Genomic DNA, 21,878 nt, shown 5'->3' with positions numbered 1-21,878 from the left:
CGAATACCAAGTGAAAGATGCTGTTAAACAGCCTTTTTCTTTGACTCTCTGTCGTTACAAAGTTAATATGCGCGCCCTATGCAAAAGGTAAAATTACCCCTGACAATCGATCCGGTTCGCGCCGCTCAAAAACGCCTTGATTATGCGGGCGTCTATACGCCTCAACAGGTGGAGCGCGTAGCCGATACCGTTGTTAGTGTGGACAGTGATGTACAATGCGTTATGTCGTTTGCCGTTGATAACCAGCGTCTGGCTGTTCTGAAAGGAACCGCTGACGTTAGCGTCACGCTGAGCTGCCAGCGCTGCAACAAGCCATTTGCACATCAGGTTCACGTAACGTATTGCTTCAGTCCCGTCGCAGATGATGCGCAGGCTGATGCGTTGCCGGAAGCCTACGAGCCGATCGAAGTCAACGACTTCGGTGAGATCGATCTGCTGGCGGTGGTTGAAGATGAAATTATCCTCGCCCTGCCTGTAGTTCCGGTGCATGATTCTGAACACTGTGAAGTGTCCGACGCGGACATGGTCTTTGGCAAACTGCCTGAAGAGGCGGAGAAACCAAACCCATTCGCCGTATTAGCCAGTTTAAAGCGTAAGTAATAGGAGTAAGGTCCATGGCCGTACAACAGAATAAACCAACCCGTTCCAAACGTGGCATGCGTCGTTCTCACGATGCGCTGACCACTTCCACTCTGTCCGTAGATAAAGTTTCTGGCGAAACTCATCTGCGTCACCACATCACTGCGGATGGCTACTACCGCGGTCGCAAGGTCATCGTTAAGTAATACTTGCGGCAACGCAAGGCGATACTTTGACACGTTTGACCCTGGCCATCGATGCTATGGGCGGGGACTTCGGTCCCTGCGTGACAGTGCCTGCAGCTTTGCAGGCACTGGCCTTACATTCGCAATTACAGCTTCTTCTGATCGGCGATCCCGCCGCTATCACGCCATTACTTGCTAAAGCTGATTCCGCTGTACAACGGCGTCTGCAGGTTATCCCTGCCGAATCGGTTATCGCCAGTGATGCCAAACCTTCTCAGGCTATCCGCCACAGTCGCGGTAGCTCTATGCGCATCGCGCTTGAGTTGGTCAAAGAGGGAAAGGCGCAGGCTTGCATTAGCGCCGGGAATACCGGTGCCTTAATGGGGCTGGCAAAACTGTTATTAAAACCGCTGGACGGCATTGAGCGCCCGGCGTTAACTACCGTGTTGCCGAATCAGCCAGGCGGTAACACGGTAGTGCTGGATTTAGGCGCTAACGTTGAATCTGACAGTGCCATGCTGGTGCAGTTTGCCATTATGGGTGCGGTGATGGCGGAAGAAGTCTTAGCCATTGAAAAACCGCGTGTGGCATTGCTGAATATCGGCCAGGAAGAAACCAAAGGGCTGAATTCGATTCGTGAAGCGGCGGAGCAGCTCAGGGCATCGCCGCAAATTAATTATATCGGCTACCTTGAAGGCAACGATCTGCTGACAGGCAAAACTGATGTGCTGGTTTGCGACGGTTTCGTGGGCAATGTCACGCTGAAAACCCTGGAAGGCGTGGTAAGGATGTTTCTTTCGCTGTTGAAATCATCTGGCGAAGGCAAAAAACGGGCGTGGTGGATGAAACTGCTGGAGCGCTGGATTAAAAAACGGCTGGCTAAGCGTTTCGGTCATTTAAACCCCGACCAGTACAATGGCGCCTGTCTGTTAGGATTGCGAGGCTTGGTTATCAAGAGCCACGGTGCAGCAAATCAACGTGCTTTTGCCGCAGCAATTGAACAGGCAGAGCAGGCGGTGCGGCGGCAAGTCCCGGAGCGGATTGCCGCGCGCCTAAAGGCTGTATTAGCCAGGAGTGATTGAGCGGACATGTATACCAAAATTATCGGTACGGGCAGCTATCTGCCTGCTCAGGTGCGGACTAACGCCGATCTGGAAAAAATGGTGGATACGTCGGATGAGTGGATTGTCACTCGTACCGGCATTCGTGAGCGACGTATTGCCGCGCCTGATGAAACCGTTGCGACGATGGGGTTTCAGGCCGCTGAGCGCGCGCTGGAAATGGCTGGCGTTAGTAAAGACGATATCGGACTGATTATCGTTGCCACCACGTCAGGCAGCCATGCATTCCCCAGCTCAGCCTGTATGATCCAGAATATGCTGGAGATCAAAGACTGCGCGGCTTTCGATCTGGCCGCCGCCTGTGCCGGCTTTACCTATGGGCTGAGCGTTGCCGACCAATACATTAAAAACGGCGCGGTAAAACATGCGCTGGTGATTGGCGCGGATGTGCTGGCGCGCACGCTCGATCCCAACGATCGCGGCACCATTATTCTGTTTGGCGATGGCGCAGGCGCCGTCGTGCTTTCCGCCAGCGAAGAACCTGGCATTATTTCTACTCATCTGCATGCCGATGGCCGTTACGGTCAGTTGCTGACGCTGCCTTATCATAACCGTGCGCAGCAGGATCAACCGGCTTATCTCACCATGTCCGGTAATGAAGTGTTCAAAGTCGCGGTAACCGAACTGGCGCATATCGTTGATGAGACGCTGGCGGCCAATAACCTTGAACGCGCTGAAATCGACTGGCTGGTGCCGCATCAGGCTAACCTGCGGATTATTAATGCCACCGCGAAAAAGCTGGGTATGGGCATGGATAAAGTTGTCGTTACGCTTGACCGTCATGGCAATACTTCTGCTGCTTCCGTACCGGCTGCGCTGGATGAAGCGGTGCGCGATGGACGTATTAAGCCGGGCCAGTTGGTTCTGCTGGAGGCCTTTGGTGGTGGATTCACCTGGGGCTCGGCTCTGGTTCGTTTTTAATCGAAGGAACAAAAGATGACGCAATTTGCAATGGTTTTCCCAGGTCAGGGTTCGCAAACCGTTGGCATGCTGGCTGAGCTGGCAGCGGACAACCCGATTGTCGAAGCAACCTTTAAAGAGGCTTCCGACGCGTTGGGTTACGATCTTTGGCAACTGACGCAGCAGGGGCCAGCGGAAGAATTAAACAAAACCTGGCAAACGCAGCCTGCGCTGCTGGCTGCCTCGGTTGCGCTGTTTCGCCTGTGGCAGCAGAAGGGCGGTAAAACGCCTGCGATGATGGCTGGTCACAGTCTGGGCGAATATTCTGCGCTGGTATGCGCAGGTGTGCTGGATTTTGCCGAAGCGATCAAACTGGTTGAGCTGCGTGGGAAACTGATGCAGGAAGCGGTACCGGCCGGTACCGGCGCGATGCAGGCGATTATCGGCCTTGATGATGCCGCTATCCAGCAGGCCTGTGAAGAGGCTGCGCAGGGAGAAGTGGTATCGCCGGTAAACTTTAACTCGCCGGGCCAGGTTGTGATTGCTGGACACAAAGACGCGGTTGAACGTGCGGGCGCAGCCTGTAAAGCTGCTGGCGCGAAACGTGCGCTGCCGCTGCCGGTAAGTGTGCCGTCTCACTGTGCGCTGATGAAGCCTGCCGCAGATAAACTGGCGGTTGCGCTGGAAAATATGACTTTTAACGCGCCAGCCTTACCGGTAGTTAATAATGTTGATGTAAAATGCGAAACCTCGCCAGAAGCGATTCGCAGCGCGCTGGTACGTCAGCTCTACAGCCCGGTACGCTGGACGGAATGCGTAGAATTTATGGCGGCGCAGGGCGTGACCTCGCTGCTGGAAGTCGGTCCGGGTAAAGTCCTGACGGGCCTGACGAAACGTATTGTTGACACCCTGACAGCCTCGGCGGTAAATGATCCCGCCAGCCTGGCAGCGGCGCTTGAACAATAACAGAGGATAAAAATGAGCTTCGAAGGAAAAATTGCCCTGGTAACCGGTGCCAGTCGTGGTATTGGTCGCGCTATTGCGGAAACGCTGGTGGAACGCGGTGCGAAAGTGATCGGCACGGCAACCAGCCAGAGCGGCGCAGATGCGATCAGCGCTTACCTGGGAGAGAGCGGTAAAGGCTTTCTGCTGAACGTTACCGATCCCGCGTCAATTGAAAGCGTACTGGAAAATATCCGTGCCGAATTTGGCGAGGTGGATATTTTAGTCAATAATGCTGGCATTACGCGTGATAATCTCCTGATGCGCATGAAGGATGAAGAGTGGCAATCCATTGTGGATACCAATCTGACCTCCGTTTTCCGCTTATCTAAAGCGGTAATGCGTGCCATGATGAAAAAACGTGTGGGCCGTATCATTACCATCGGTTCCGTTGTTGGTACCATGGGTAATGCAGGCCAGGCAAACTACGCGGCAGCAAAAGCGGGTTTGATCGGCTTCAGCAAGTCACTGGCGCGCGAAGTTGCGTCACGTGGTATTACCGTTAACGTCGTGGCTCCTGGTTTCATTGAAACCGACATGACGCGTGCGTTGAGCGAAGATCAGCGCGCTGGCATCCTGGCCGAAGTTCCTGCAGGTCGTCTTGGCGACGCGCAGGAAATCGCCAATGCCGTTGCATTTTTAGCCTCTGACGAGGCAGCGTACATCACTGGTGAGACGCTGCATGTCAATGGCGGAATGTACATGGTCTGATAATTACGAAAATTATTTGCGTTAATTGCGGTAATAGCCGCAAAATAGCGTGAAATCGTGGTTGGACCAGCCGGGATTGAGTTGCATCTTTTCCAACTTTTTATACACTACGAAAACCATCGCGAAAGCGAGTTTTGATAGGAAATTTAATAGTATGAGCACTATCGAAGAACGCGTTAAGAAAATCATCTCCGAGCAGCTTGGCGTTAAGCAGGAAGAAGTCACCAACGAAAAATCTTTCGTTGAAGATCTTGGCGCTGATTCTCTTGATACCGTTGAGCTGGTAATGGCTCTGGAAGAAGAGTTTGATACTGAGATTCCGGACGAAGAAGCTGAGAAGATCACTACCGTTCAGGCTGCCATTGATTACATCAATAGCCATCAGGCCTAATGAACTACCATCAGGCGGTCACTCGACCGCCTGAGTTTTTATCCGTCCCACATAGTGTCAATCTTTCCCTCCCTGGAGGACGAACGTGTCTAAGCGTCGTGTAGTTGTGACCGGTCTTGGCATGTTGTCTCCTGTCGGCAATACCGTAGAGTCAACCTGGAGTGCTCTCCTTGCCGGGCAGAGTGGCATCAGCCTGATCGACCATTTCGATACTAGTGCCTACGCAACGCGTTTTGCTGGCTTAGTAAAGGATTTTAACTGTGAAGAGATCATCTCGCGCAAAGAACAGCGCAAGATGGATGCCTTCATTCAATATGGAATTGTCGCTGGCGTACAGGCCATGCAGGATTCCGGCCTGGTTGTTACCGAAGAAAACGCGACTCGCATCGGCGCTGCTATCGGTTCAGGCATTGGCGGGTTAGGGCTGATTGAGGAAAACCACGCGTCGCTGGTAAAAGGCGGCCCGCGTAAAATCAGTCCGTTCTTTGTGCCTTCTACCATCGTTAATATGGTGGCCGGTCACCTGACCATTATGTATGGTCTGCGTGGGCCAAGCATTTCCGTTGCGACCGCCTGTACAACAGGCGTGCATAACATCGGCCATGCGGCTCGTATGATTGCCTACGGCGACGCGGATGCGATGCTGGCTGGCGGTGCGGAAAAAGCCAGTACGCCTTTGGGCGTAGGCGGCTTTGGCGCGGCGCGCGCACTCTCCACGCGTAACGATAATCCGCAGGCGGCCAGCCGTCCGTGGGATAAAGATCGCGATGGTTTTGTGTTGGGTGATGGCGCAGGCATTATCATGCTGGAAGAGTATGAGCATGCTAAAAAGCGCGGCGCGAAAATCTATGCCGAGCTGGTTGGCTTTGGTATGAGCAGCGATGCTTACCATATGACTTCTCCGCCGGAAGATGGTGCTGGTGCTGCACTGGCGATGATCAATGCGCTGAAAGATGCGCAGCTGACGCCAGAGCAGGTTGGCTACGTTAACGCTCACGGAACCTCAACGCCGGCTGGCGATAAGGCCGAAGCGCAGGCGGTTAAGTCAGTGTTTGGCGCAGCGGCCTCCAGCGTGATGGTCAGCTCGACCAAGTCAATGACGGGTCACCTGCTGGGTGCAGCAGGCGCGGTAGAATCTATTTACTCGATTCTTGCGCTACGCGACCAGGCGATTCCACCGACCATTAACCTTGATAACCCGGATGAAGGCTGCGATCTCGATTTCGTTCCTCATACCGCACGTCAGGTTAAGGGGCTGGAATATGCGCTGTGTAACTCCTTCGGTTTCGGCGGTACCAACGGATCGCTGATCTTCCGTCGCGTTTAACGATATCATTGCTATTTAAGGCCCGCTTTGCGGGCCTTTTTTACATCTGGACTATTCTGAACGGCTCAGGGCTGTAACCTGAGCGTCATAGCGGTAAGCTTAAGTTGGCAGCTTCAGCAAACGAGTGAGCAAATGATTTGGATTAACGGCGAGCAGCAGCAGCAGATAGCGGTCAGCGATCGCGCCTTACACTACGGCGATGGCTGTTTTACCACCGCGCGTCTGCAACAGGGCAAAATAGCCTGGCTGGAGGCACATCTTCAGCGCCTGCAGGAAGCGGCTTCTGTACTAATGATCCGCGACGTTGACTGGCCTGGGTTAAAACAGGAGATGGAGATCGCTGCAGCCAGCTGGCAGCAGGACGACGGCGTTCTGAAGGTCATTCTGTCACGTGGCTCAGGCGGGCGAGGCTATAGCGGTACCGGATGCCATCAACCGGTACGTATCATTATGCTGTTTGCCGCGCCGGGACATTATGCCGCACTGAGTGAAAGCGGCGTTCGCCTGATGACCAGCCCGGTGCGCCTTGGCATTAACCCTCAGCTTGCCGGAATCAAACATCTTAACCGGCTGGAGCAGGTGCTGATCCGCACACAGCTTGAGCAGAGCGGTGCTGATGAGGCGCTGGTGCTTGACACTGAGGGCAAGCTGGTGGAATGCTGTGCGGCTAATTTATTCTGGCGCAAAAGAAATCAGCTCTATACGCCCGCTGTTAGCGGCGCAGGCGTTGACGGGATTATGCGTCGGCGCATCATTGCGCTGGCGCGGCAGCACGGTTATGTCTGTCAGGTGGTGCGGGAAGAGCCGCAGACGCTGGCGGATGCGGATGAGGTTTTTATCTCCAACGCTCTGATGCCGTTACTGCCAGTAAGGCAGATTGATAGCTGGCACTATCAATCCCGTACGCTTTATCAACGACTGCTGCCAGATTGTTAATATTGGATTAATCATGACCCGAGAAATAAAAATTTTGGCTGCTGTGGCGCTGCTGTTAGCTGCCGCTGCTGCTGTTTGTTACTGGCAGGTGCGTCAGTTTGCTGCGTCGCCATTAACCATTAGCCAGGAAAAAATATTCAAGCTGCCGGCCGGTACGGGCCGCCTTGCTCTTGAAGCGCAGCTGGAAAGCCAGCATATCATTACGCCGTCACCGTGGTTTGGTGTGCTGCTGAAGCTGGAGCCGGAACTGGCAAAATTCAAGGCGGGCACCTATCGCCTGGACGCTGGCATGAATGTGCGTCAGCTGCTGGCGCTGTTGGCCAGCGGCAAAGAGGCGCAGTTCCCGGTACGCTTTACCGAAGGCACACGTCTGCAGGATGTTCTGCAGGCGTTACGTAGCTCGCCCTGGATCAAACATACGTTGAAAGATGACCGGCCAGAAACGGTCGCAGCGGCGCTGGGGCTGAAAGAGGGTGAAAACCTGGAGGGCTGGCTCTGGCCGGATACCTGGCTCTATACCGCCAATACCAGCGACGTCGCGTTACTGAAACGCGCGCATCAGCGCATGAAAGAGGAAGTGGCGAAAATCTGGCAGAACCGTATGCCTGATTTGCCTTATAAAACGCCCAATGAGTTAGTGACCATGGCCTCTATCATTGAAAAAGAGACGGCGGTCAGCAATGAACGAACAAAGGTCGCCTCGGTATTTATTAACCGCCTGCGGGTGGGTATGCGTTTGCAAACCGATCCCACGGTGATTTACGGGATGGGCGAGAAGTATAATGGCACCCTGACGCGTAAAGATCTGGAGGCGCCGACGGCTTATAACACCTATACCATCAACGGCCTGCCGCCGGGACCCATCGCCTTGCCGGGTAAAGCCTCGCTTGAAGCCGCTGCCCATCCGGTAAAAAGCAATTATCTCTATTTTGTCGCCGACGGTAAGGGCGGGCATACCTTTACCACCAACCTGGCCAGCCATAATCGGGCCGTGCAGGCATGGCGCACGACCATGAAGGAAAAAAATGAACGCTAAGTTTATTGTGATTGAAGGGCTGGAGGGTGCCGGGAAAACCACCGCACGCGACTGCATTGTTGAACAGCTGCACGAGCAGGGCATTACCGATATCGTCTTTACCCGTGAGCCGGGCGGTACCCCGCTGGCAGAGCAGCTGCGCGATCTTATTAAGCAGGGGCTGGAAGGAGAAAAGATAACCGATAAAGCCGAACTGCTGATGCTGTATGCCGCCCGTGTACAGCTGGTGGAGACGGTAATCAAACCAGCGCTGGCGCGTGGTGCATGGGTGGTGGGCGATCGCCACGATCTCTCTTCACAGGCGTATCAGGGCGGCGGACGCGGTATCGACCAACAGTTGATGCAGACGCTGCGCGATGCGGTGCTGGGCGACTTTCGTCCTCACTTAACGCTCTACCTGGATGTTACGCCGGAAATCGGTTTACAGCGTGCACGCGCACGCGGCGAACTCGATCGTATTGAACAGGAGTCGCTGAATTTCTTTATGCGCACCCGTGAGCGTTATCAGGCCCTGGCAGCCTGCGATGATTCCATTAAAACCATTGATGCCAGCCAGTCGCTGGAACAAGTGACAACGTCACTTAAAGCTGTTCTGCAAGCCTGGCTGGCGGAGCAAAAATAATGAACTGGTATCCGTGGCTTAATCCTGTTTATCGTCAGCTTATAGCTCAGCATCAGGCTGGGCGGGCGCACCATGCTGTGCTGGTACAGGCATTGCCGGGTATGGGCGACGCTGCGCTAATCTGGGCAGTAAGCCGCTGGCTGTTATGCCAACGACGCGATGGACAAAAAAGCTGCGGTCACTGTCACGGTTGCCAGTTAATGATGGCGGGTACCCATCCTGACTGGCATCCACTGACGGCGGAAAAAGGGAAAAGCGCGTTGGGGATTGATGCAGTACGCGATGTGAACGAGACGCTGTATCACCATGCTCAGCAGGGCGGCGCAAAAGTAGTGTGGCTACCCGATGCCGGACAGCTCACTGAGGCAGCCGCTAACGCCCTGTTGAAAACGCTGGAAGAGCCGCCGCAGAACAGCTGGTTTTTTTTGAGCAGTGCAGAGCCGTCAAGGCTGTTGCCTACGCTACGCAGCCGTTGTCTGAAGCTGCATCTGGCACCGCCTGACGAGGCGCACAGCCTTGCGTGGTTACAAAAGCAAAATGCGGGTTCTCATGAAGCTATGCTAACTGCGCTCCGCCTCAGCAGCGGCGCACCTGCTGCCGCGCTGGCGCTGCTTGATAAGCAAAGCTGGGAACAGCGTCAGACGCTGTGCGCTACGCTGGCCAGCGCTCTGACAGGCGATGTGCTTACGCTGTTGCCGCAGCTCAATCATGATAATGTCGCCGAAAGAATTAGCTGGCTGGCTTCACTGCTGACAGATGCGCTGAAATGGCAACACAGCGGCGACCAGTTTATCGCCAATGTCGATCAACCCGCGCTGATTACTCAGCTGGCACAGCGTCTACCGGCCGCCGCGCTGGATAAAAGCCTGCGTCAATGGCTGCTGTGTCGGGAACGCCTGATGCATATTGTTGCGGTCAACCGGGAATTATTGCTAACCGAACAGTTATTAAACTGGGAAACCTTACTCAGACCAGCGGCGACATCGCTGGCTGATTAATCAAGAGAGTTGTTATGTTTTTAGTTGATTCACACTGCCATCTTGATGGTCTGAATTATGAGACATTGCATAAAGACGTGGATGATGTGCTGGTGAAAGCTGCCGCGCGCGATGTCAAATTTATGCTGGCGGTTGCTACCACGTTGCCAGGGTTCAAAGCCATGGCGCAACTGCTGGGTGACCGCCCGAATGTTGCCTGGTCCTGCGGCGTACATCCTTTGAATCAGCAAGAGGAATGGGATTTCGCTGAGCTGGCGCAGCTGGCTGACGATCCTCGCGTTATTGCCATGGGCGAAACCGGGCTGGATTACCACTATCAGCCGGAAACCAGGGCGCGTCAGCAGGCTTCTTTCCGTGAGCATATTCGCGTGGGCCGCCAACTGAACAAACCCGTTATCGTACATACACGCGATGCGCGGGAAGATACGCTGGCGATTCTGCGGGAAGAAGGGGCAGAGGAGTGTAGTGGCGTACTGCACTGCTTTACCGAGGATCGTGAAACCGCAGCTAAGCTACTGGATATGGGCTTTTACATCTCGTTTTCCGGCATCGTTACCTTTCGCAATGCAGAAGCGTTACGCGAAGCTGCACGCTATGTTCCGCTGGATCGCTTGCTGGTGGAGACCGATTCACCCTATCTTGCGCCCGTGCCGCATCGCGGAAAAGAGAACCAGCCTGCCTTTACCCGCGATGTAGCGGAGTATATGGCCGTGCTTAAAGGGGTTGATTTAGAAACGCTGGCTCAGGCCACTACGCAAAACTTTTCTGACCTGTTTCATGTTCCGCTTTCACGGTTGACCGATACGCCTGCATGACTTTTTTTAGAGCTCGTAATTAATCCGTTAAGATCGTAAAGTGCAGCGCCAAAAACGCTGCACAGACGATTTTTCCTGTACAAAAGTTGGCAAAACAATAAAAAATATCCTAAATGTTAGCCGCCTGATGGGCGAAACGTGACAGGTATCAAACAAAACTGAACAGATTTATTTTACTCTTCGTAATAAATCCAGAGAGCCTTAACAAGCTCCAAAGGCAGAAGATCCTCCCTCTTTTGCCACGCGTACCACGCGATTAAAAGCACTCATACTCAGGAGTTCCACAATATGTTTAAGAACGCATTTGCAAACCTGCAAAAGGTCGGTAAATCGCTCATGCTACCGGTGTCGGTTCTGCCGATCGCCGGTATTTTATTGGGTGTCGGTTCGGCAAACTTTTCCTGGTTGCCTGCCGTAGTTTCACATGTGATGGCGGAAGCGGGCGGCTCGGTGTTCGCTAACATGCCGTTGATCTTTGCTATTGGTGTGGCATTAGGCTTTACCAATAACGACGGCGTTTCGGCGCTGGCGGCTGTGGTTGCTTACGGCATCATGGTGAAAACCATGGCGGTTGTCGCACCGCTGGTGCTGCATTTACCGGCAGAAGAAATTGCCGCTAAACACCTGGCGGATACCGGGGTACTGGGCGGCATCATTGCCGGTTCTATCGCCGCCTACATGTTTAACCGCTTCTACCGCATCAAACTGCCTGAATATCTGGGCTTCTTTGCCGGTAAACGTTTCGTACCGATTATTTCTGGTATGGCGGCGATTATCCTGGGCGTTATCCTTTCCTTTATCTGGCCGCCAATTGGCAGCGCGATTCAGGAATTCTCCCAGTGGGCGGCCTATCAGAACCCGGTTGTGGCCTTTGGTCTGTACGGTTTGATTGAGCGTTCTCTGGTGCCGTTTGGCCTGCATCATATCTGGAACGTTCCTTTCCAGATGCAGATTGGTGAATTCACCAACGCCGCAGGACAGGTCTTCCATGGTGATATTCCTCGCTATATGGCAGGCGACCCGACTGCGGGCAAACTTTCTGGCGGCTTCCTGTTCAAAATGTATGGTCTGCCGGCAGCCGCTATCGCTATCTGGCACTCTGCAAAACCAGAGAACCGTGCGAAAGTGGGCGGTATCATGATCTCCGCAGCGCTGACCTCGTTCCTGACCGGTATCACCGAGCCGATCGAGTTCTCGTTCATGTTCGTGGCACCGATTCTCTATGCAATCCACGCTATTCTGGCAGGCCTGGCCTTCCCGATCTGTATCCTGCTTGGCATGCGTGACGGCACCAGCTTCTCGCACGGTCTGATCGACTTTATCGTGCTGAGCGGCAACAGCAGCAAAATCTGGCTGTTCCCGATTGTGGGTATCATCTACGGTCTGGTTTACTACACCATTTTCCGCGTGCTGATCGCCAGGTTGAACCTGAAAACGCCGGGCCGTGAAGAAACCACGACTGAGCAGTCAACCGGTACAGCCAACGAAATGGCGGCAAACCTGGTTACCGCGTTCGGTGGTAAAGAGAACATCACGAACCTGGATGCCTGTATTACCCGTCTGCGCGTGAGCGTGGCCGACGTATCCAAAGTGGACCAGGCTGGCCTGAAAAAACTGGGCGCTGCCGGTGTGGTAGTGGCAGGTTCTGGCGTACAGGCTATCTTCGGCACTAAGTCGGATAACCTGAAAACCGAGATGGATGACTATATTCGCAACAGTTAATCACTGATGCGCACAGCAAAGGCGAGCTTCGGCTCGCCTTTTTACGTTTAAGGACTATGGCGGGCTTTATCGCGGCCTGTCAGATCGAAGCTGCTGCATATCCGCCCGCTATCAGAAACAGGATGAAGAATTTTTAATATCCCAGCCCATGCGGCTTTCCGCACCTTTAATTCCAGCAGCGGTCTGCTCCCAGTACTGGAACTTCACCTTGTCTGCCTGAAACGCATACGCGGCCTCAGAGATATGATCTAAATTCGCATCGATGACAATCACGTTTTCCAGCGTCAGCCGGCAGGACTCAATCATGCCGTTGCCCGCTTTACAGAACGAAAGCTGGATTGCCTTTATGCGGTTGCCATTAGACGCAAACAGCAGCACCGCTGCGGTCGCTTTATCTATAGGGCAGTGAACCGTCAGATTTTTATAGCGCGATGCAGCTGGCCCGGCGACGTTGCCGTTTCTGTGAACGCCCCAGGAGTAACTTTTTACATCGATCCAGCCCTGATGAGCGGCATCCTGCGATTCACCGGTTAAGCCTGCTATTTTAAGAAATACGCTTTCCATATGATTCCTTATTTTCCTGAGTGCTACGTTGCGTCTGTGAATGTGTCTTCCATACAAAGGCTTTGTATGGGACAGGCAGTTGCAATGATTTTTAATTAAAATTCATTTTTACAATTTCGCCTTTGTCATTTATGCGGTGATAACCCGCATAGGTTGTAAAGAAAAGCCCGGTATTTTTACTGTAGTCAACGGTAAAAGTCTTATTCTTTTCGATGCATTTTTTTTGGGGTTTCATGTCGGTAAAGCACAGCCTTTCATCTTCATCGGGTTCCATGTAACCATCGCCGAATAACCAGAAGGTGATGCTGAAATTTTCGGTGAATGCGGGGGCTGGTATGCCGTAGCGGCTTTTGAGCATCTCTTTGTTTTCCTGCCACCAGGCTATTTTCCCGCTTACGGTCAAAGGGAAATGATCAACCAGTACGTCGCTAAATCCGCTGCTTCTGTTATGAACTGCTATGATTTTCACTGGACGAAGAGTGCGCCAGAGAAAAAAACATAATAATGTAATGATGATGTATATTGCCCATTGCACCTTTTTACCTGACACTTTCATTACGTATCCCATTGATATTTATTGTAGCGTCCATCTCGGTTATAAAAGGTCGAAAGCCGAAGCGGTTGTATCGCTGCAGTACAAACCAGATGCGAAAGAATCGGAAAAGATTAAATTTATCATTTAAAATATCGTTGGCGTCCAGACCAAAATGATCCTGTACTTTATAATTAACTTGAGCACGATAGTGGTTACTGTGGATATAAAGGGATTTAATAGTGATGTAGGTCGCCCAGGTGTCATGTACGGTAATTCCCAGACCGTTAATAGTATCCTGAATTCTGTCAAACTTAGGCAGCTTACCGGAAAGTATGGCTTCTTTTAACTTCTCTCTGTTTGACGTTGGGAAAAAACCTTTATCCCAGTCTATGTTTCGGTTAAGAATATTTTGTAATAGCATGCGCGTGCTGTTTTCCTCTGAAAAATCATTAATAATCTGCAATTTCAGTGCGCTATCCAGTGACAAACTGCTGAACGGCGCACCTTCACCCTGCTGCATATGGGTAATCATCTCTTCGATAAGATATTTGTAAGGGCCATAAATGGCAAAAGCCTGCGACAGATGGCGCATTTCATCAAAAAGAATAGCGGCGCACTCGGCAACGGAATGTTTTGCGCCTGCGCCCCGGGAGCCATAAAATCGCGAATGCGGCTGCCTGAGCGGGGTAATTTCCGTCAGGGTATATGGATCAATGCGGGTGGAAACATCATGCAGGTGAAAATCATTTTTTAACTGCGATTCGGTAAGATCGCCGTAGCGCATATCTTCGGCGCTATAGTCGTCCATTCTTTTTTGTGTTTCAAATATCCGGCAGGGAAAGCGTAAAGCAGTCACTGGCAACTCCTTGTATGATCTTTTTTCCATATGTCACTTTGTCAATACCAACCCACCGCGAAAACCGGATAAAAGCGGCTTCGGCTCGTTTTTTTATGGCTGTGATTAATGGCTGAGCCACCATTCACCATCAGAAACAAGATGAGGAGTTTTTAATATCCCAGCCCATGCGGCTTTCCGCACCTTTAATTCCAGCAGCGGTCTGCTCCCAGTACTGGAACTTCACCTTGTCTGCCTGAAATTCATACATGACCCGATTAATGTTTTCGAAATTAACCTCAGAGATAATAACATTTTCCAGGGTTACCCGGCACGATTCGATCATTCCGTCACCCGCTTTACAGAGCGAAAGCTGTACCTTTTTAATCAGGTTGCCGTTTGAGGCAAATAATAGTGCGCCTGAGGTAGCTTTATCGATATAACAGTGGGCTGCCAGATTACGATAGCAGGCTTTTCCTGGCCCTCTGCCTTCGTTTCTTCTTACTCCCCAGGAATAGCTCTTTACATCAATCCAGCCCTGATGAGCGGCATCCTTTGCCTCACCGCTAATACCGTCTATTTTTAAAAATATGCTTTCCATACATTTCCTTTGCTGTTATGCCCGGTTCACGCTCCTGGGCTCCATGAGGTATCTCGCCTTTGTTAGCGGCGGCTCTTGTTACACGGGGTCTGATACTTTCTGCAAGTGCGAACTTTTGCGCTTTACTGGAAAAAAAGAGAGTAATAAATTTCATTTAATGGGAAGGTCGCTTTACTATCTTTCCGCTATCGGTTAACTGGTAATAACCTTCGTTTGCCAGGAAATAGAGGCCGCTATTGCCGCCATCGCTAACCGTGAATGCTTTATCCTTTTCTATACAGTTTTTTTCTGTTTTCATCTCTCTGAAGCAGAGCCTGTCATACTTCCCTTCTTCCATATAGCCGTCGCCGAAGTACCAAAAAACGATGCTATAGCTGCCGTAAGAGGATATTTTTGGAATGCCGTAACGCTGCTTAAGAATATCTCTGTTTTCCAGCCACCAGCTTATCTTTCCCCGCGCGGTGACAGGGAAATTGTCTACCAGCACAGAGTTAAAACTTCCGTCATGATGAACCGCAATAATATTTACCGGGCGTAGGTTAAGCCAGAGTATATAACTCAAAATTACTGCTGTAATAGCTAATATTGGCCAAATGATTTTTTTGTTTTTTATCACTTTTTTACCTCTCCGTTGATTTCAATTGTAGCGTTAAGATGGGTTATAAAAGGTTTGAAACCAAAGCGATGATATCGCTGCAGCACAAACCAGATGCGGAAAAAGCGAAGCAGGTTAAACTTCGTTTTTAAGATATCGTGAGCATCAAGACCAAAATGGTCCTGTATTTTATAATTCACCGCAGCCTGGTAATAGCCACCATTAACATGAATAGATTCAACAGTGATATGTGTGGCCCAGGTATCATGTATGGTTATACCCATACCGTTAATATTGTCCTGAAACCGATCGAATTTTGGTAGTTTACTCATTAGAATGGCATTTTTTAAATCTTCTGCTTTTTCTGCGGGGTAATAGCCCTTATTCAGTGTTATATATTCGCTAAATGCTTTTTGCAATCGCAGACGTGTACTGTTTTCTGAAGACTCGTCATTAATTATATGCATCCTCAGCGCACTATCCAGATAGTGACTGCTGAACGGCGCACCTTCACCCTGCTGCATATGGGTAATCATCTCTTCGATAAGATATTTGTAAGGGCCATAAATGGCAAAAGCCTGCGACAGATGGCGCATTTCATCAAAAAGAATAGCGGCGCACTCGGCAACGGAATGTTTTTCGCCTGCGCCCCGGGAGCCATAAAATCGTGAATGCGGCTGCCTGAGCGGGGTAATTTCCGTCAGGGTGTACGGATCAATGCGGGTGGAAACATCATGCAGGTGAAAATCATTTTTTAACTGCGATTCGGTAAGATCGCCGTAGCGCATATCTTCGGCGCTATAGTCGTCCATTCTTTTTTGTGTTTCAAATATTCGGCAGGGAAACGGTAATGCAGACATAGTGATACCTTCCTTGTGTCACGCTCCTGAGTCACAAAATGATAATATGCCTCAACAGAAGCTGTGTAAATAATGAACAGCGTTACTGATAAGCGTAACGTTGGTTTTTTCAGGCGAGAGCAGGGCAGGCTGCGCTGGCTGTGAATGCGGCAGCGTTAGGCGGGAAAGGGAAAAGTAGCGAAGAGCGACCCCGTACGGGGCCGCTGGTTAATCAGGAATTTAAAGATAAACGCGCAGATATTCTGTCAGGCAGAGCAGGGCCATCGCCTGACCATAGGGCATAGAGGTCAACGGTATCTGGCGGTAATAATCGAGATCGCTGCCCATTGCGGTGCCGAAAGAGACCTGCGTCAGCTCGCCATCGCTGTTGATATGCTGCATCACGCCTTTTACCGCCTGTTCCGCCATTGGCAGATAGTCACGCGACAGATAACGCTTACGCACTGCCTTTAATATGCCGTAGGCGAAGCCAGCAGTGGCGGACGCTTCCAGATAGCTGTCACGATCGTCCAGCAGGGTATGCCACAGGCCGCTTTCATGCTGCCACTGGCGCAGCGCCGCCGCCTGGCTTTCCAGTACCTGCTGCAGGAAACGGCGCGTGGCGTGCTGTTCCGGCCATGCCATCAGTTCAATAAACTCCGGGATGACGATGGTGAGCCAGCTATTACCACGCGCCCAGCGCGCTTTGGCAAAATTGTGGCGGCCTTCAAAGGTCCAGCCGTGGAACCACAGGCCAGTTTCGCGATCCATCAGATATTGCACATGCAATAAAAATTGATAGCTTGCTTCCTCAACATATTCCGGGCGGTTGAGCAGCTTGCCGATCTTCGCCAGCGGCAACACACTCATCATCAGCGTATCGTCCCACAGCTGCTGATGATTCTCATTGTTATAAACAATATGCTGCAGGCCGCCCTGTTCCGTACGCGGCATTTCATACATCACCCATTCAGCCCAACGCTCCAGCACCGGCAGCAGCGCAGGATTGCGCGTCTCTTCATAGCGATAAGCGAGGGTTAACAGCGGGCAAACGGTATTGACGTTTTTGGTTGGCGTGCCTTCTGCCAGCCGCTCACGGAACCAGTCATCAATAATCGCCAGCGTTTTTGTGTCGCCCGTTTGCTGATAGTAGTGATACATACCATACAGCCCGATGCCGTGTGTCCATTCCCAGCCGGCCCAGCCTTTGGTATCGATCACCCGGCCATCGTCCAGACGCAACAGAAACTCGCCGCTCTGATCAGTGATTGCCACCAGGTTGTCGGTTAGCTTTTCAATCAGCGTTACCAGTTCGGGACGCGGCACCAGAAATTCAGGCTGACGCAGCAGAGCGCTATGCTTTACAGGAAATACCGTCATCATTCAGATCCTATCGTTTTAACGTATGTGGTTGCACCACGCCCACAGCCTGAGCAGGCCGTAGCGGCGGTGCCGGGGATTTATGGCGATTAAGAAAGCCTATGTTGTTGTTGCCCCAAAGGTTTTCATAAGGCATTCCGGCCAGCGTTTCCACCGTCGCACGCGCTGCAGGCGTCAGGCTCTCTGGCACCGGACGTCCTGCCTGGCGCATTTTTTGGGTCTCTTCTCGCAGTACTGAATGTGTCTGCAGATTCAGGCGAAAGCGCAGAGAGATAAAGAAGCCGATCGCCAGTACGCACAGCGTACCCACGCTCAGAATCAACAGAATGGTGTGCTGAACGTTATCGCTCTGATTAGCCTGACCGGAAACGAAGCCGGAAAGCTGTAAGACAATCCCCACCAGCATCACCGCGCCAGCCTGCGAAGCCTTACGTGTTAACGTCATGATGCCGGCGAAAATCCCTTCGCGACGCTGGCCGGTGATCACCTCGTCAACATCCGCGATGTAGGTGTAGATATTCCACGGCACATAGTTGATGCCACCGCGACCCAGGCCCGCCAGCGCAGAGATCAGCACCAGCAGCGTCATGTTATCGTTCATGCCGGTATACCAGAGCCCCGCATAAGAGAGGGCGCTCAGACCAAACAGCGTCACAACCAGACGATAGGAAGGGGCGGGTCCAAGGCGAATACAGAGCGGGATCATGCCCATCACAGCGATAAATTGCAGAATGGCCATCGTTCCCATCAGGTTGGAAGCGATCTGCGCGCTCTGCATCAGCACGAAAACCACATACCAGGTAAAGACTGCATTAAACACATCCTGTGCAATATAGCCGCCGAGGTACATGCCCAGATGCTGGCGGAAAATACGGATGCGAAGGGTAGAGGCCAGTTCGACATACAGAAGCTTCAGGCTTTGTGCCAGCGTCAGCTGCTGTTTTTCCGCCTCAGCGCGGCGTGACTCTTCAGAGAAATCTTCTGGTGCGCGTTCCCAGGTGAAAAACCACACCAGCGTCAGCACAATGGCGCAAATCACCGAAAATACCAGGCTGGCATAAAAGAAGGAGACGGCGTTATCTTTGCCGAAGTGATTGATCAGCACGCCCGGCAGGAAAGCGGCCAGAATAGCGGAAAGCTGCGCCAGTGCGATACGTGCGCCGGAAAACTTGGTTTTCTTTTTGAAATCGTCGGTCATTTCCGGAACCAGCGTTTCATAAGGCACCAGAATCATGGTGTAGACAATATCAAACAGCAGATAGGTCAGCAGGTAGTAGAGGTAACTCATATCGCCGACCCACATCAGGCTATAGCTGAATACGCAGGGAATGCCGAGCAGAATAAAGAATTTGCGGCGTCCAAAGCGCTTGCCGAGTCGGGTAGAGCCAAAGTTATCGGTAAGGAAGCCCATCAGCGGGCTGACCACTGCATCCAGCACGCGCGCCATAGCAAAGATAAAGGTTGCTTCAATCGGCGTCAGGCCACAGAAAGTGGTATAGAAATAGAGCAGCCACGCTGCTGTCAGGGCTGTAGTGCCGGCACCCAGGAAGTCGCCCGATCCATAAGCCAGGTAATGCCGTAAACCAATTTTACGCACTGGCATTGTTAATCTCCTCGTCATAACCATTAAAAAACGCACGGATTCCGACAGCTCAGACGGATTACCCCAGAAGGTAGAATGGCGGGAGAGGGCAAACCTTCGCGTTTTGGTTAAGAAAAGGCATTGAGTGGCAAAAAAACAAAGGAAAACCTGCCCTGCCTCTAATTTATAAAACGGTGTTTTATTTTTGTCAGGAGAAGCCTGTGAGAATGCGAAAGGCCGCACAAAAAATCGGCCCGCCTGTCAGGTCTGTACAAAAAAGTGGCACTACGGCAGGTGAAACAAAAGAAAAACAGCAGGAAGGTTGAAAGAAAACGAAATTCTCGCTCATACTCCATGCTTACGTCTCTGCTAAGGATATGCATCATGGCTGAAGAAACTATTTTCAGTAAAATTATTCGTCGTGAAATTCCGGCCGATATTGTTTATCAGGATGAACTGGTAACGGCTTTTCGGGATATTTCTCCCAAAGCGCCAACCCATGTATTGATTGTGCCGAATATTTTAATCCCGACCGCTAACAATGTCAGCGAAGCACATGAGCAGGCCATGGGACGTATGTTCACCGTGGCGGCAAAAATCGCTAAAAAGGAAGGCATTGCTGAGGATGGTTACCGACTGATTGTTAACTGCAATCGTCATGGCGGCCAGGAAGTTTATCATATCCATATGCACCTGGTCGGTGGTTGCCCACTGGGGCCGATGCTAAGCCTTTAATTAACGTGCGGAACGCCATCATGCGCGCTTTACTAACCAGCTTGTCGCTGGTACTGACGCTAACTGCCTGTAGCAGCGATAAACCGGTGATTGATACGTCACAATCGCTGATTATGGAATCGTCCGTGCTCTCGGCGGGAATTTTGCCCAGCAAGCCCACCCTTTCTGAGCAGGCCGGACAACAGCGGGCGGTAAGCACGCTGGAGAATCAGCAAGATACGCCGGTTACCGTGTACTATCGTTTCTACTGGTATGATGATAAAGGCCTGGAAATCCAGCCTTTTGAAGCGCCCCGCACGCTGGTAGTTCCTGCAAATCAGCGGGTTGAAATCAGTTCGCAGATGGGCAATCTGATGGCCAGTAAAGTTCGTCTCTATGTTTATTTGTAAGGGGAAATACTGTGTTCAGGCGTTTAAAACTCTCCGGCGTCATGCTGCTGGCATTCGTTTTGGCGGGCTGTATTAATAATCAACAGCAACAACCACCGGCACCGGTGGAACCCGTGCAGCCATCGACGCCGCCGGTTGTGGTCCAGCCGCCGCCGATTACCAGTCCGCAGCCGGGCGAAACGGTGCCGCAGCCGCCGAAGCTAAAAACCATAAACTGGGATGCCAGCGTACAGCCGCTGGTGGCGCAGATGCTACAGGCCCAGGGCATCACATCCGGCAGCGTATTGCTGGTGGATCGGATCAAGAACAGCACTAATGGCAGCCTGCAAACCGCGAAAGCAACAGCGGCGCTGCAAAATGCCCTGGCAAGCAATAATACCTTTACGCTGGTTACCCAGCAGCAGCTGATGCAGGCAAGGCAAACGCTGGGGCTATCGCCTGAAGACAGCCTGAATTCACGTAGCAAAGCGATCGGCCTGGCGCGCTACGTTGGCGCGCAGTATGTGCTTTACAGTAATGCGCGGGGCGACATAAAAGCGCCTGAACTGCAGATGCAGCTGATGCTGGTGCAAACCGGTGAAATCATCTGGTCAGGAAATGGCAGCGTCCAGCATTGATACCGCCCTGCAGGCGCTGATTGAACGCCTCCAACCGGTAGCTTCGTCTGCCGGTTATTTTTATCCGCTAAACGGCCTTACCGGGCTATCCGGAAAAGTGGTATGCGGCCAGCAATGCTGGCTGGCGCGCCGAATCCCACATCAGCCGATCCCTTTTATCTCTCGCCGACGTGAATGGCATCTGCTACGGGGTTTAACCGCCAGCGGACTGGCGCCCCATGCGCTGGCGATCGATCGGCGCTGGCTGCTGCTGGAGTGGCTGCCGGGCGAGACGCTGGCGGAAGGGGAATTTCTGGCTCGTCAGCCTGAACTGGTTACGCTGTTAACACGGTTGCATCATCAGCCGCTTAGCGGTTATCGGCTACAGCTGCTGCCATTATTACACCACTATTGGCAGCAGTGCCGTCAACGCAATCCGCGCTGGCTGCGACGACTACGTCAGCTGGCGCGTCAGGGAGAACCGCTGCCGCTGCGGCTGGGACTGCTGCATATGGATATCCATCCGGGCAACCTGCTGGCCCATCCCGACGGCTTGCGGCTGATTGACTGGGAGTATGCCGCCGATGGCGATATAGCGCTGGAACTGGCTGCTATCATCAGCGGCAACGGGCTGAACGCTGCGCAACGCGCGACGCTTCTGGCTGATTATGCCTGCAGTAATCGTCTGGATCTCAGGGCGCTTAAGCGGCAGGTCAGGCTTTGGCAGCCCTGGCTACATCTGTTGATGGCCAGCTGGTATCAGCTGCGCTGGGAGCAGAGTGGCGATTCGGCGCTGCATCAACGGGCCATTGCCGCCTGGCGACAAATTTAGCGCGCTGTTTCTGCATTCCGGCTATGATGTGCGCCAGTTTTTACAGGAGG

General features: G+C 52.3%; 26 protein-coding genes. 18 read left to right on the top strand and 8 right to left on the bottom strand.

Annotated features, from left to right (window positions below):
• Positions 1 to 78: 78 nt before the first annotated feature.
• From yceD to ptsG, 14 genes are all read left to right on the top strand, one after another.
• Positions 79 to 600 (top strand): 23S rRNA accumulation protein YceD, encoded by a 522-nt coding sequence (yceD, locus tag ACQE32_RS07380; protein ID WP_426974342.1) that lies wholly within the window; start codon positions 79 to 81, stop codon positions 598 to 600.
• A 14-nt stretch (positions 601 to 614) separates the two neighbouring features.
• Entirely contained in the window at positions 615 to 785 is a 171-nt protein-coding gene (gene rpmF, locus ACQE32_RS07375; protein WP_038626789.1) for a 50S ribosomal protein L32, read from the top strand.
• Between the two features lie 26 nt (positions 786 to 811).
• On the top strand, positions 812 to 1,846 hold the full coding sequence (gene plsX / locus ACQE32_RS07370; RefSeq protein WP_426981154.1) for a phosphate acyltransferase PlsX: 1,035 nt from the start codon (positions 812 to 814) through the stop codon (positions 1,844 to 1,846).
• A gap of 6 nt (positions 1,847 to 1,852) precedes the next feature.
• A complete protein-coding gene (locus tag ACQE32_RS07365; RefSeq protein ID WP_426974344.1) occupies positions 1,853 to 2,806 on the top strand; it encodes a beta-ketoacyl-ACP synthase III in 954 nt (317 codons plus the stop codon).
• A gap of 15 nt (positions 2,807 to 2,821) precedes the next feature.
• On the top strand, positions 2,822 to 3,751 hold the full coding sequence (fabD, locus tag ACQE32_RS07360) for an ACP S-malonyltransferase (RefSeq protein WP_250652369.1): 930 nt from the start codon (positions 2,822 to 2,824) through the stop codon (positions 3,749 to 3,751).
• Positions 3,752 to 3,763: 12 nt separating this feature from the next.
• Positions 3,764 to 4,498, top strand: coding sequence for a 3-oxoacyl-ACP reductase FabG (gene fabG, locus ACQE32_RS07355; RefSeq protein ID WP_427021578.1), 735 nt, complete (start codon positions 3,764 to 3,766; stop codon positions 4,496 to 4,498).
• Between the two features lie 154 nt (positions 4,499 to 4,652).
• Complete coding sequence (gene acpP, locus ACQE32_RS07350) at positions 4,653 to 4,889, top strand: acyl carrier protein (protein ID WP_085072106.1); 237 nt, start codon at positions 4,653 to 4,655, stop codon at positions 4,887 to 4,889.
• Between the two features lie 85 nt (positions 4,890 to 4,974).
• Entirely contained in the window at positions 4,975 to 6,216 is a 1,242-nt protein-coding gene (fabF, locus tag ACQE32_RS07345) for a beta-ketoacyl-ACP synthase II (protein ID WP_250652371.1), read from the top strand.
• 132 nt (positions 6,217 to 6,348) lie between these two features.
• The gene (pabC, locus tag ACQE32_RS07340; RefSeq protein ID WP_426974345.1) at positions 6,349 to 7,152 is read left to right on the top strand and encodes an aminodeoxychorismate lyase; all 804 of its coding nucleotides are present in this window, start codon (positions 6,349 to 6,351) and stop codon (positions 7,150 to 7,152) included.
• 13 nt (positions 7,153 to 7,165) lie between these two features.
• Positions 7,166 to 8,188, top strand: coding sequence for an endolytic transglycosylase MltG (mltG, locus tag ACQE32_RS07335; protein WP_427021577.1), 1,023 nt, complete (start codon positions 7,166 to 7,168; stop codon positions 8,186 to 8,188).
• Positions 8,178 to 8,810 carry a dTMP kinase gene (gene tmk, locus ACQE32_RS07330; RefSeq protein WP_427021576.1) on the top strand — a complete coding sequence of 211 codons (633 nt, stop codon included), beginning with the start codon at positions 8,178 to 8,180 and terminating at the stop codon, positions 8,808 to 8,810. The genes mltG and tmk overlap by 11 nt, the downstream gene beginning before the upstream one ends.
• On the top strand, positions 8,810 to 9,808 hold the full coding sequence (gene holB, locus ACQE32_RS07325; protein WP_426981158.1) for a DNA polymerase III subunit delta': 999 nt from the start codon (positions 8,810 to 8,812) through the stop codon (positions 9,806 to 9,808). Before tmk ends, holB begins: the two co-directional genes overlap by 1 nt.
• A gap of 14 nt (positions 9,809 to 9,822) precedes the next feature.
• Positions 9,823 to 10,623, top strand: coding sequence for a metal-dependent hydrolase (locus ACQE32_RS07320; RefSeq protein WP_427021575.1), 801 nt, complete (start codon positions 9,823 to 9,825; stop codon positions 10,621 to 10,623).
• 288 nt (positions 10,624 to 10,911) lie between these two features.
• Positions 10,912 to 12,345 (top strand): PTS glucose transporter subunit IIBC, encoded by a 1,434-nt coding sequence (gene ptsG / locus ACQE32_RS07315; protein WP_426981160.1) that lies wholly within the window; start codon positions 10,912 to 10,914, stop codon positions 12,343 to 12,345.
• A 111-nt stretch (positions 12,346 to 12,456) separates the two neighbouring features.
• Here ptsG and ACQE32_RS07310 read toward each other — a convergent pair whose 3' ends face one another.
• The 8 genes from ACQE32_RS07310 to ACQE32_RS07275 all read right to left on the bottom strand — a co-directional run bounded on the left by ACQE32_RS07310 (position 12,457) and on the right by ACQE32_RS07275 (position 19,297).
• Positions 12,457 to 12,909: an Hcp family type VI secretion system effector gene (locus ACQE32_RS07310; protein ID WP_250652376.1), complete on the bottom strand. Its 453-nt coding sequence runs from the start codon at positions 12,907 to 12,909 to the stop codon at positions 12,457 to 12,459.
• A gap of 91 nt (positions 12,910 to 13,000) precedes the next feature.
• The gene (locus tag ACQE32_RS07305) at positions 13,001 to 13,465 is read right to left on the bottom strand and encodes a DUF943 family protein (protein ID WP_426974352.1); all 465 of its coding nucleotides are present in this window, start codon (positions 13,463 to 13,465) and stop codon (positions 13,001 to 13,003) included.
• Positions 13,449 to 14,330 carry a YPO3983 family protein gene (locus ACQE32_RS07300; protein ID WP_426974353.1) on the bottom strand — a complete coding sequence of 294 codons (882 nt, stop codon included), beginning with the start codon at positions 14,328 to 14,330 and terminating at the stop codon, positions 13,449 to 13,451. The genes ACQE32_RS07305 and ACQE32_RS07300 overlap by 17 nt, the downstream gene beginning before the upstream one ends.
• A gap of 100 nt (positions 14,331 to 14,430) precedes the next feature.
• The gene (locus ACQE32_RS07295) at positions 14,431 to 14,880 is read right to left on the bottom strand and encodes an Hcp family type VI secretion system effector (protein ID WP_426981162.1); all 450 of its coding nucleotides are present in this window, start codon (positions 14,878 to 14,880) and stop codon (positions 14,431 to 14,433) included.
• 154 nt (positions 14,881 to 15,034) lie between these two features.
• Positions 15,035 to 15,493: a DUF943 family protein gene (locus tag ACQE32_RS07290; protein WP_427021755.1), complete on the bottom strand. Its 459-nt coding sequence runs from the start codon at positions 15,491 to 15,493 to the stop codon at positions 15,035 to 15,037.
• On the bottom strand, positions 15,493 to 16,335 hold the full coding sequence (locus tag ACQE32_RS07285; RefSeq protein WP_427021574.1) for a DUF3289 family protein: 843 nt from the start codon (positions 16,333 to 16,335) through the stop codon (positions 15,493 to 15,495). The genes ACQE32_RS07290 and ACQE32_RS07285 overlap by 1 nt, the downstream gene beginning before the upstream one ends.
• A 219-nt stretch (positions 16,336 to 16,554) precedes the next feature.
• Complete coding sequence (locus ACQE32_RS07280) at positions 16,555 to 17,694, bottom strand: glycoside hydrolase family 88/105 protein (protein ID WP_427021754.1); 1,140 nt, start codon at positions 17,692 to 17,694, stop codon at positions 16,555 to 16,557.
• A gap of 10 nt (positions 17,695 to 17,704) precedes the next feature.
• Positions 17,705 to 19,297, bottom strand: a complete 1,593-nt coding sequence (locus ACQE32_RS07275) for an MFS transporter (RefSeq protein WP_427021573.1) — start codon at positions 19,295 to 19,297, stop codon at positions 17,705 to 17,707.
• A 363-nt stretch (positions 19,298 to 19,660) separates the two neighbouring features.
• Here ACQE32_RS07275 and hinT point away from each other — a divergent pair, with 363 nt between their 5' ends.
• The 4 genes from hinT to thiK are packed head-to-tail and all read left to right on the top strand — an operon-like array spanning position 19,661 to position 21,828.
• On the top strand, positions 19,661 to 20,011 hold the full coding sequence (gene hinT, locus ACQE32_RS07270; RefSeq protein WP_085072095.1) for a purine nucleoside phosphoramidase: 351 nt from the start codon (positions 19,661 to 19,663) through the stop codon (positions 20,009 to 20,011).
• 20 nt (positions 20,012 to 20,031) lie between these two features.
• Positions 20,032 to 20,400, top strand: coding sequence for a YcfL family protein (locus tag ACQE32_RS07265; protein ID WP_426981166.1), 369 nt, complete (start codon positions 20,032 to 20,034; stop codon positions 20,398 to 20,400).
• Positions 20,401 to 20,441: 41 nt separating this feature from the next.
• Positions 20,442 to 21,017, top strand: a complete 576-nt coding sequence (gene lpoB / locus ACQE32_RS07260) for a penicillin-binding protein activator LpoB (protein WP_426981196.1) — start codon at positions 20,442 to 20,444, stop codon at positions 21,015 to 21,017.
• Positions 20,998 to 21,828, top strand: coding sequence for a thiamine kinase (gene thiK, locus ACQE32_RS07255; protein ID WP_427021572.1), 831 nt, complete (start codon positions 20,998 to 21,000; stop codon positions 21,826 to 21,828). The genes lpoB and thiK overlap by 20 nt, the downstream gene beginning before the upstream one ends.
• Positions 21,829 to 21,878 lie beyond the last annotated feature (50 nt).

This window comes from Pantoea sp. FN0302 (assembly GCF_050113775.1).
In the GTDB taxonomy this organism is placed as follows: Bacteria; Pseudomonadota; Gammaproteobacteria; order Enterobacterales; family Enterobacteriaceae; genus Mixta; species Mixta alhagi.
The sequence above is the reverse complement of the archived record's forward strand: the minus strand, read 5'-3'. Positions and strand labels throughout refer to the sequence as shown.

Bases quoted from the DNA above. Each gene is read 5' to 3' on its own strand.
- yceD (WP_426974342.1), top strand. From the start codon at position 79: ATGCAAAAGGTAAAATTACCCCTGACAATCGATCCGGTTCGCGCCGCT.
- rpmF (WP_038626789.1), top strand. From the start codon at position 615: ATGGCCGTACAACAGAATAAACCAACCCGTTCCAAACGTGGCATGCGT.
- ACQE32_RS07365 (WP_426974344.1), top strand. From the start codon at position 1,853: ATGTATACCAAAATTATCGGTACGGGCAGCTATCTGCCTGCTCAGGTG.
- fabD (WP_250652369.1), top strand. From the start codon at position 2,822: ATGACGCAATTTGCAATGGTTTTCCCAGGTCAGGGTTCGCAAACCGTT.
- fabG (WP_427021578.1), top strand. From the start codon at position 3,764: ATGAGCTTCGAAGGAAAAATTGCCCTGGTAACCGGTGCCAGTCGTGGT.
- acpP (WP_085072106.1), top strand. From the start codon at position 4,653: ATGAGCACTATCGAAGAACGCGTTAAGAAAATCATCTCCGAGCAGCTT.
- pabC (WP_426974345.1), top strand. From the start codon at position 6,349: ATGATTTGGATTAACGGCGAGCAGCAGCAGCAGATAGCGGTCAGCGAT.
- mltG (WP_427021577.1), top strand. From the start codon at position 7,166: ATGACCCGAGAAATAAAAATTTTGGCTGCTGTGGCGCTGCTGTTAGCT.
- tmk (WP_427021576.1), top strand. From the start codon at position 8,178: ATGAACGCTAAGTTTATTGTGATTGAAGGGCTGGAGGGTGCCGGGAAA.
- holB (WP_426981158.1), top strand. From the start codon at position 8,810: ATGAACTGGTATCCGTGGCTTAATCCTGTTTATCGTCAGCTTATAGCT.
- ACQE32_RS07320 (WP_427021575.1), top strand. From the start codon at position 9,823: ATGTTTTTAGTTGATTCACACTGCCATCTTGATGGTCTGAATTATGAG.
- ptsG (WP_426981160.1), top strand. From the start codon at position 10,912: ATGTTTAAGAACGCATTTGCAAACCTGCAAAAGGTCGGTAAATCGCTC.
- ACQE32_RS07310 (WP_250652376.1), bottom strand. From the start codon at position 12,909: ATGGAAAGCGTATTTCTTAAAATAGCAGGCTTAACCGGTGAATCGCAG.
- ACQE32_RS07305 (WP_426974352.1), bottom strand. From the start codon at position 13,465: ATGAAAGTGTCAGGTAAAAAGGTGCAATGGGCAATATACATCATCATT.
- ACQE32_RS07300 (WP_426974353.1), bottom strand. From the start codon at position 14,330: ATGGAAAAAAGATCATACAAGGAGTTGCCAGTGACTGCTTTACGCTTT.
- ACQE32_RS07295 (WP_426981162.1), bottom strand. From the start codon at position 14,880: ATGGAAAGCATATTTTTAAAAATAGACGGTATTAGCGGTGAGGCAAAG.
- ACQE32_RS07285 (WP_427021574.1), bottom strand. From the start codon at position 16,335: ATGTCTGCATTACCGTTTCCCTGCCGAATATTTGAAACACAAAAAAGA.
- ACQE32_RS07280 (WP_427021754.1), bottom strand. From the start codon at position 17,694: ATGACGGTATTTCCTGTAAAGCATAGCGCTCTGCTGCGTCAGCCTGAA.
- ACQE32_RS07275 (WP_427021573.1), bottom strand. From the start codon at position 19,297: ATGCCAGTGCGTAAAATTGGTTTACGGCATTACCTGGCTTATGGATCG.
- hinT (WP_085072095.1), top strand. From the start codon at position 19,661: ATGGCTGAAGAAACTATTTTCAGTAAAATTATTCGTCGTGAAATTCCG.
- ACQE32_RS07265 (WP_426981166.1), top strand. From the start codon at position 20,032: ATGCGCGCTTTACTAACCAGCTTGTCGCTGGTACTGACGCTAACTGCC.
- lpoB (WP_426981196.1), top strand. From the start codon at position 20,442: ATGCTGCTGGCATTCGTTTTGGCGGGCTGTATTAATAATCAACAGCAA.
- thiK (WP_427021572.1), top strand. From the start codon at position 20,998: ATGGCAGCGTCCAGCATTGATACCGCCCTGCAGGCGCTGATTGAACGC.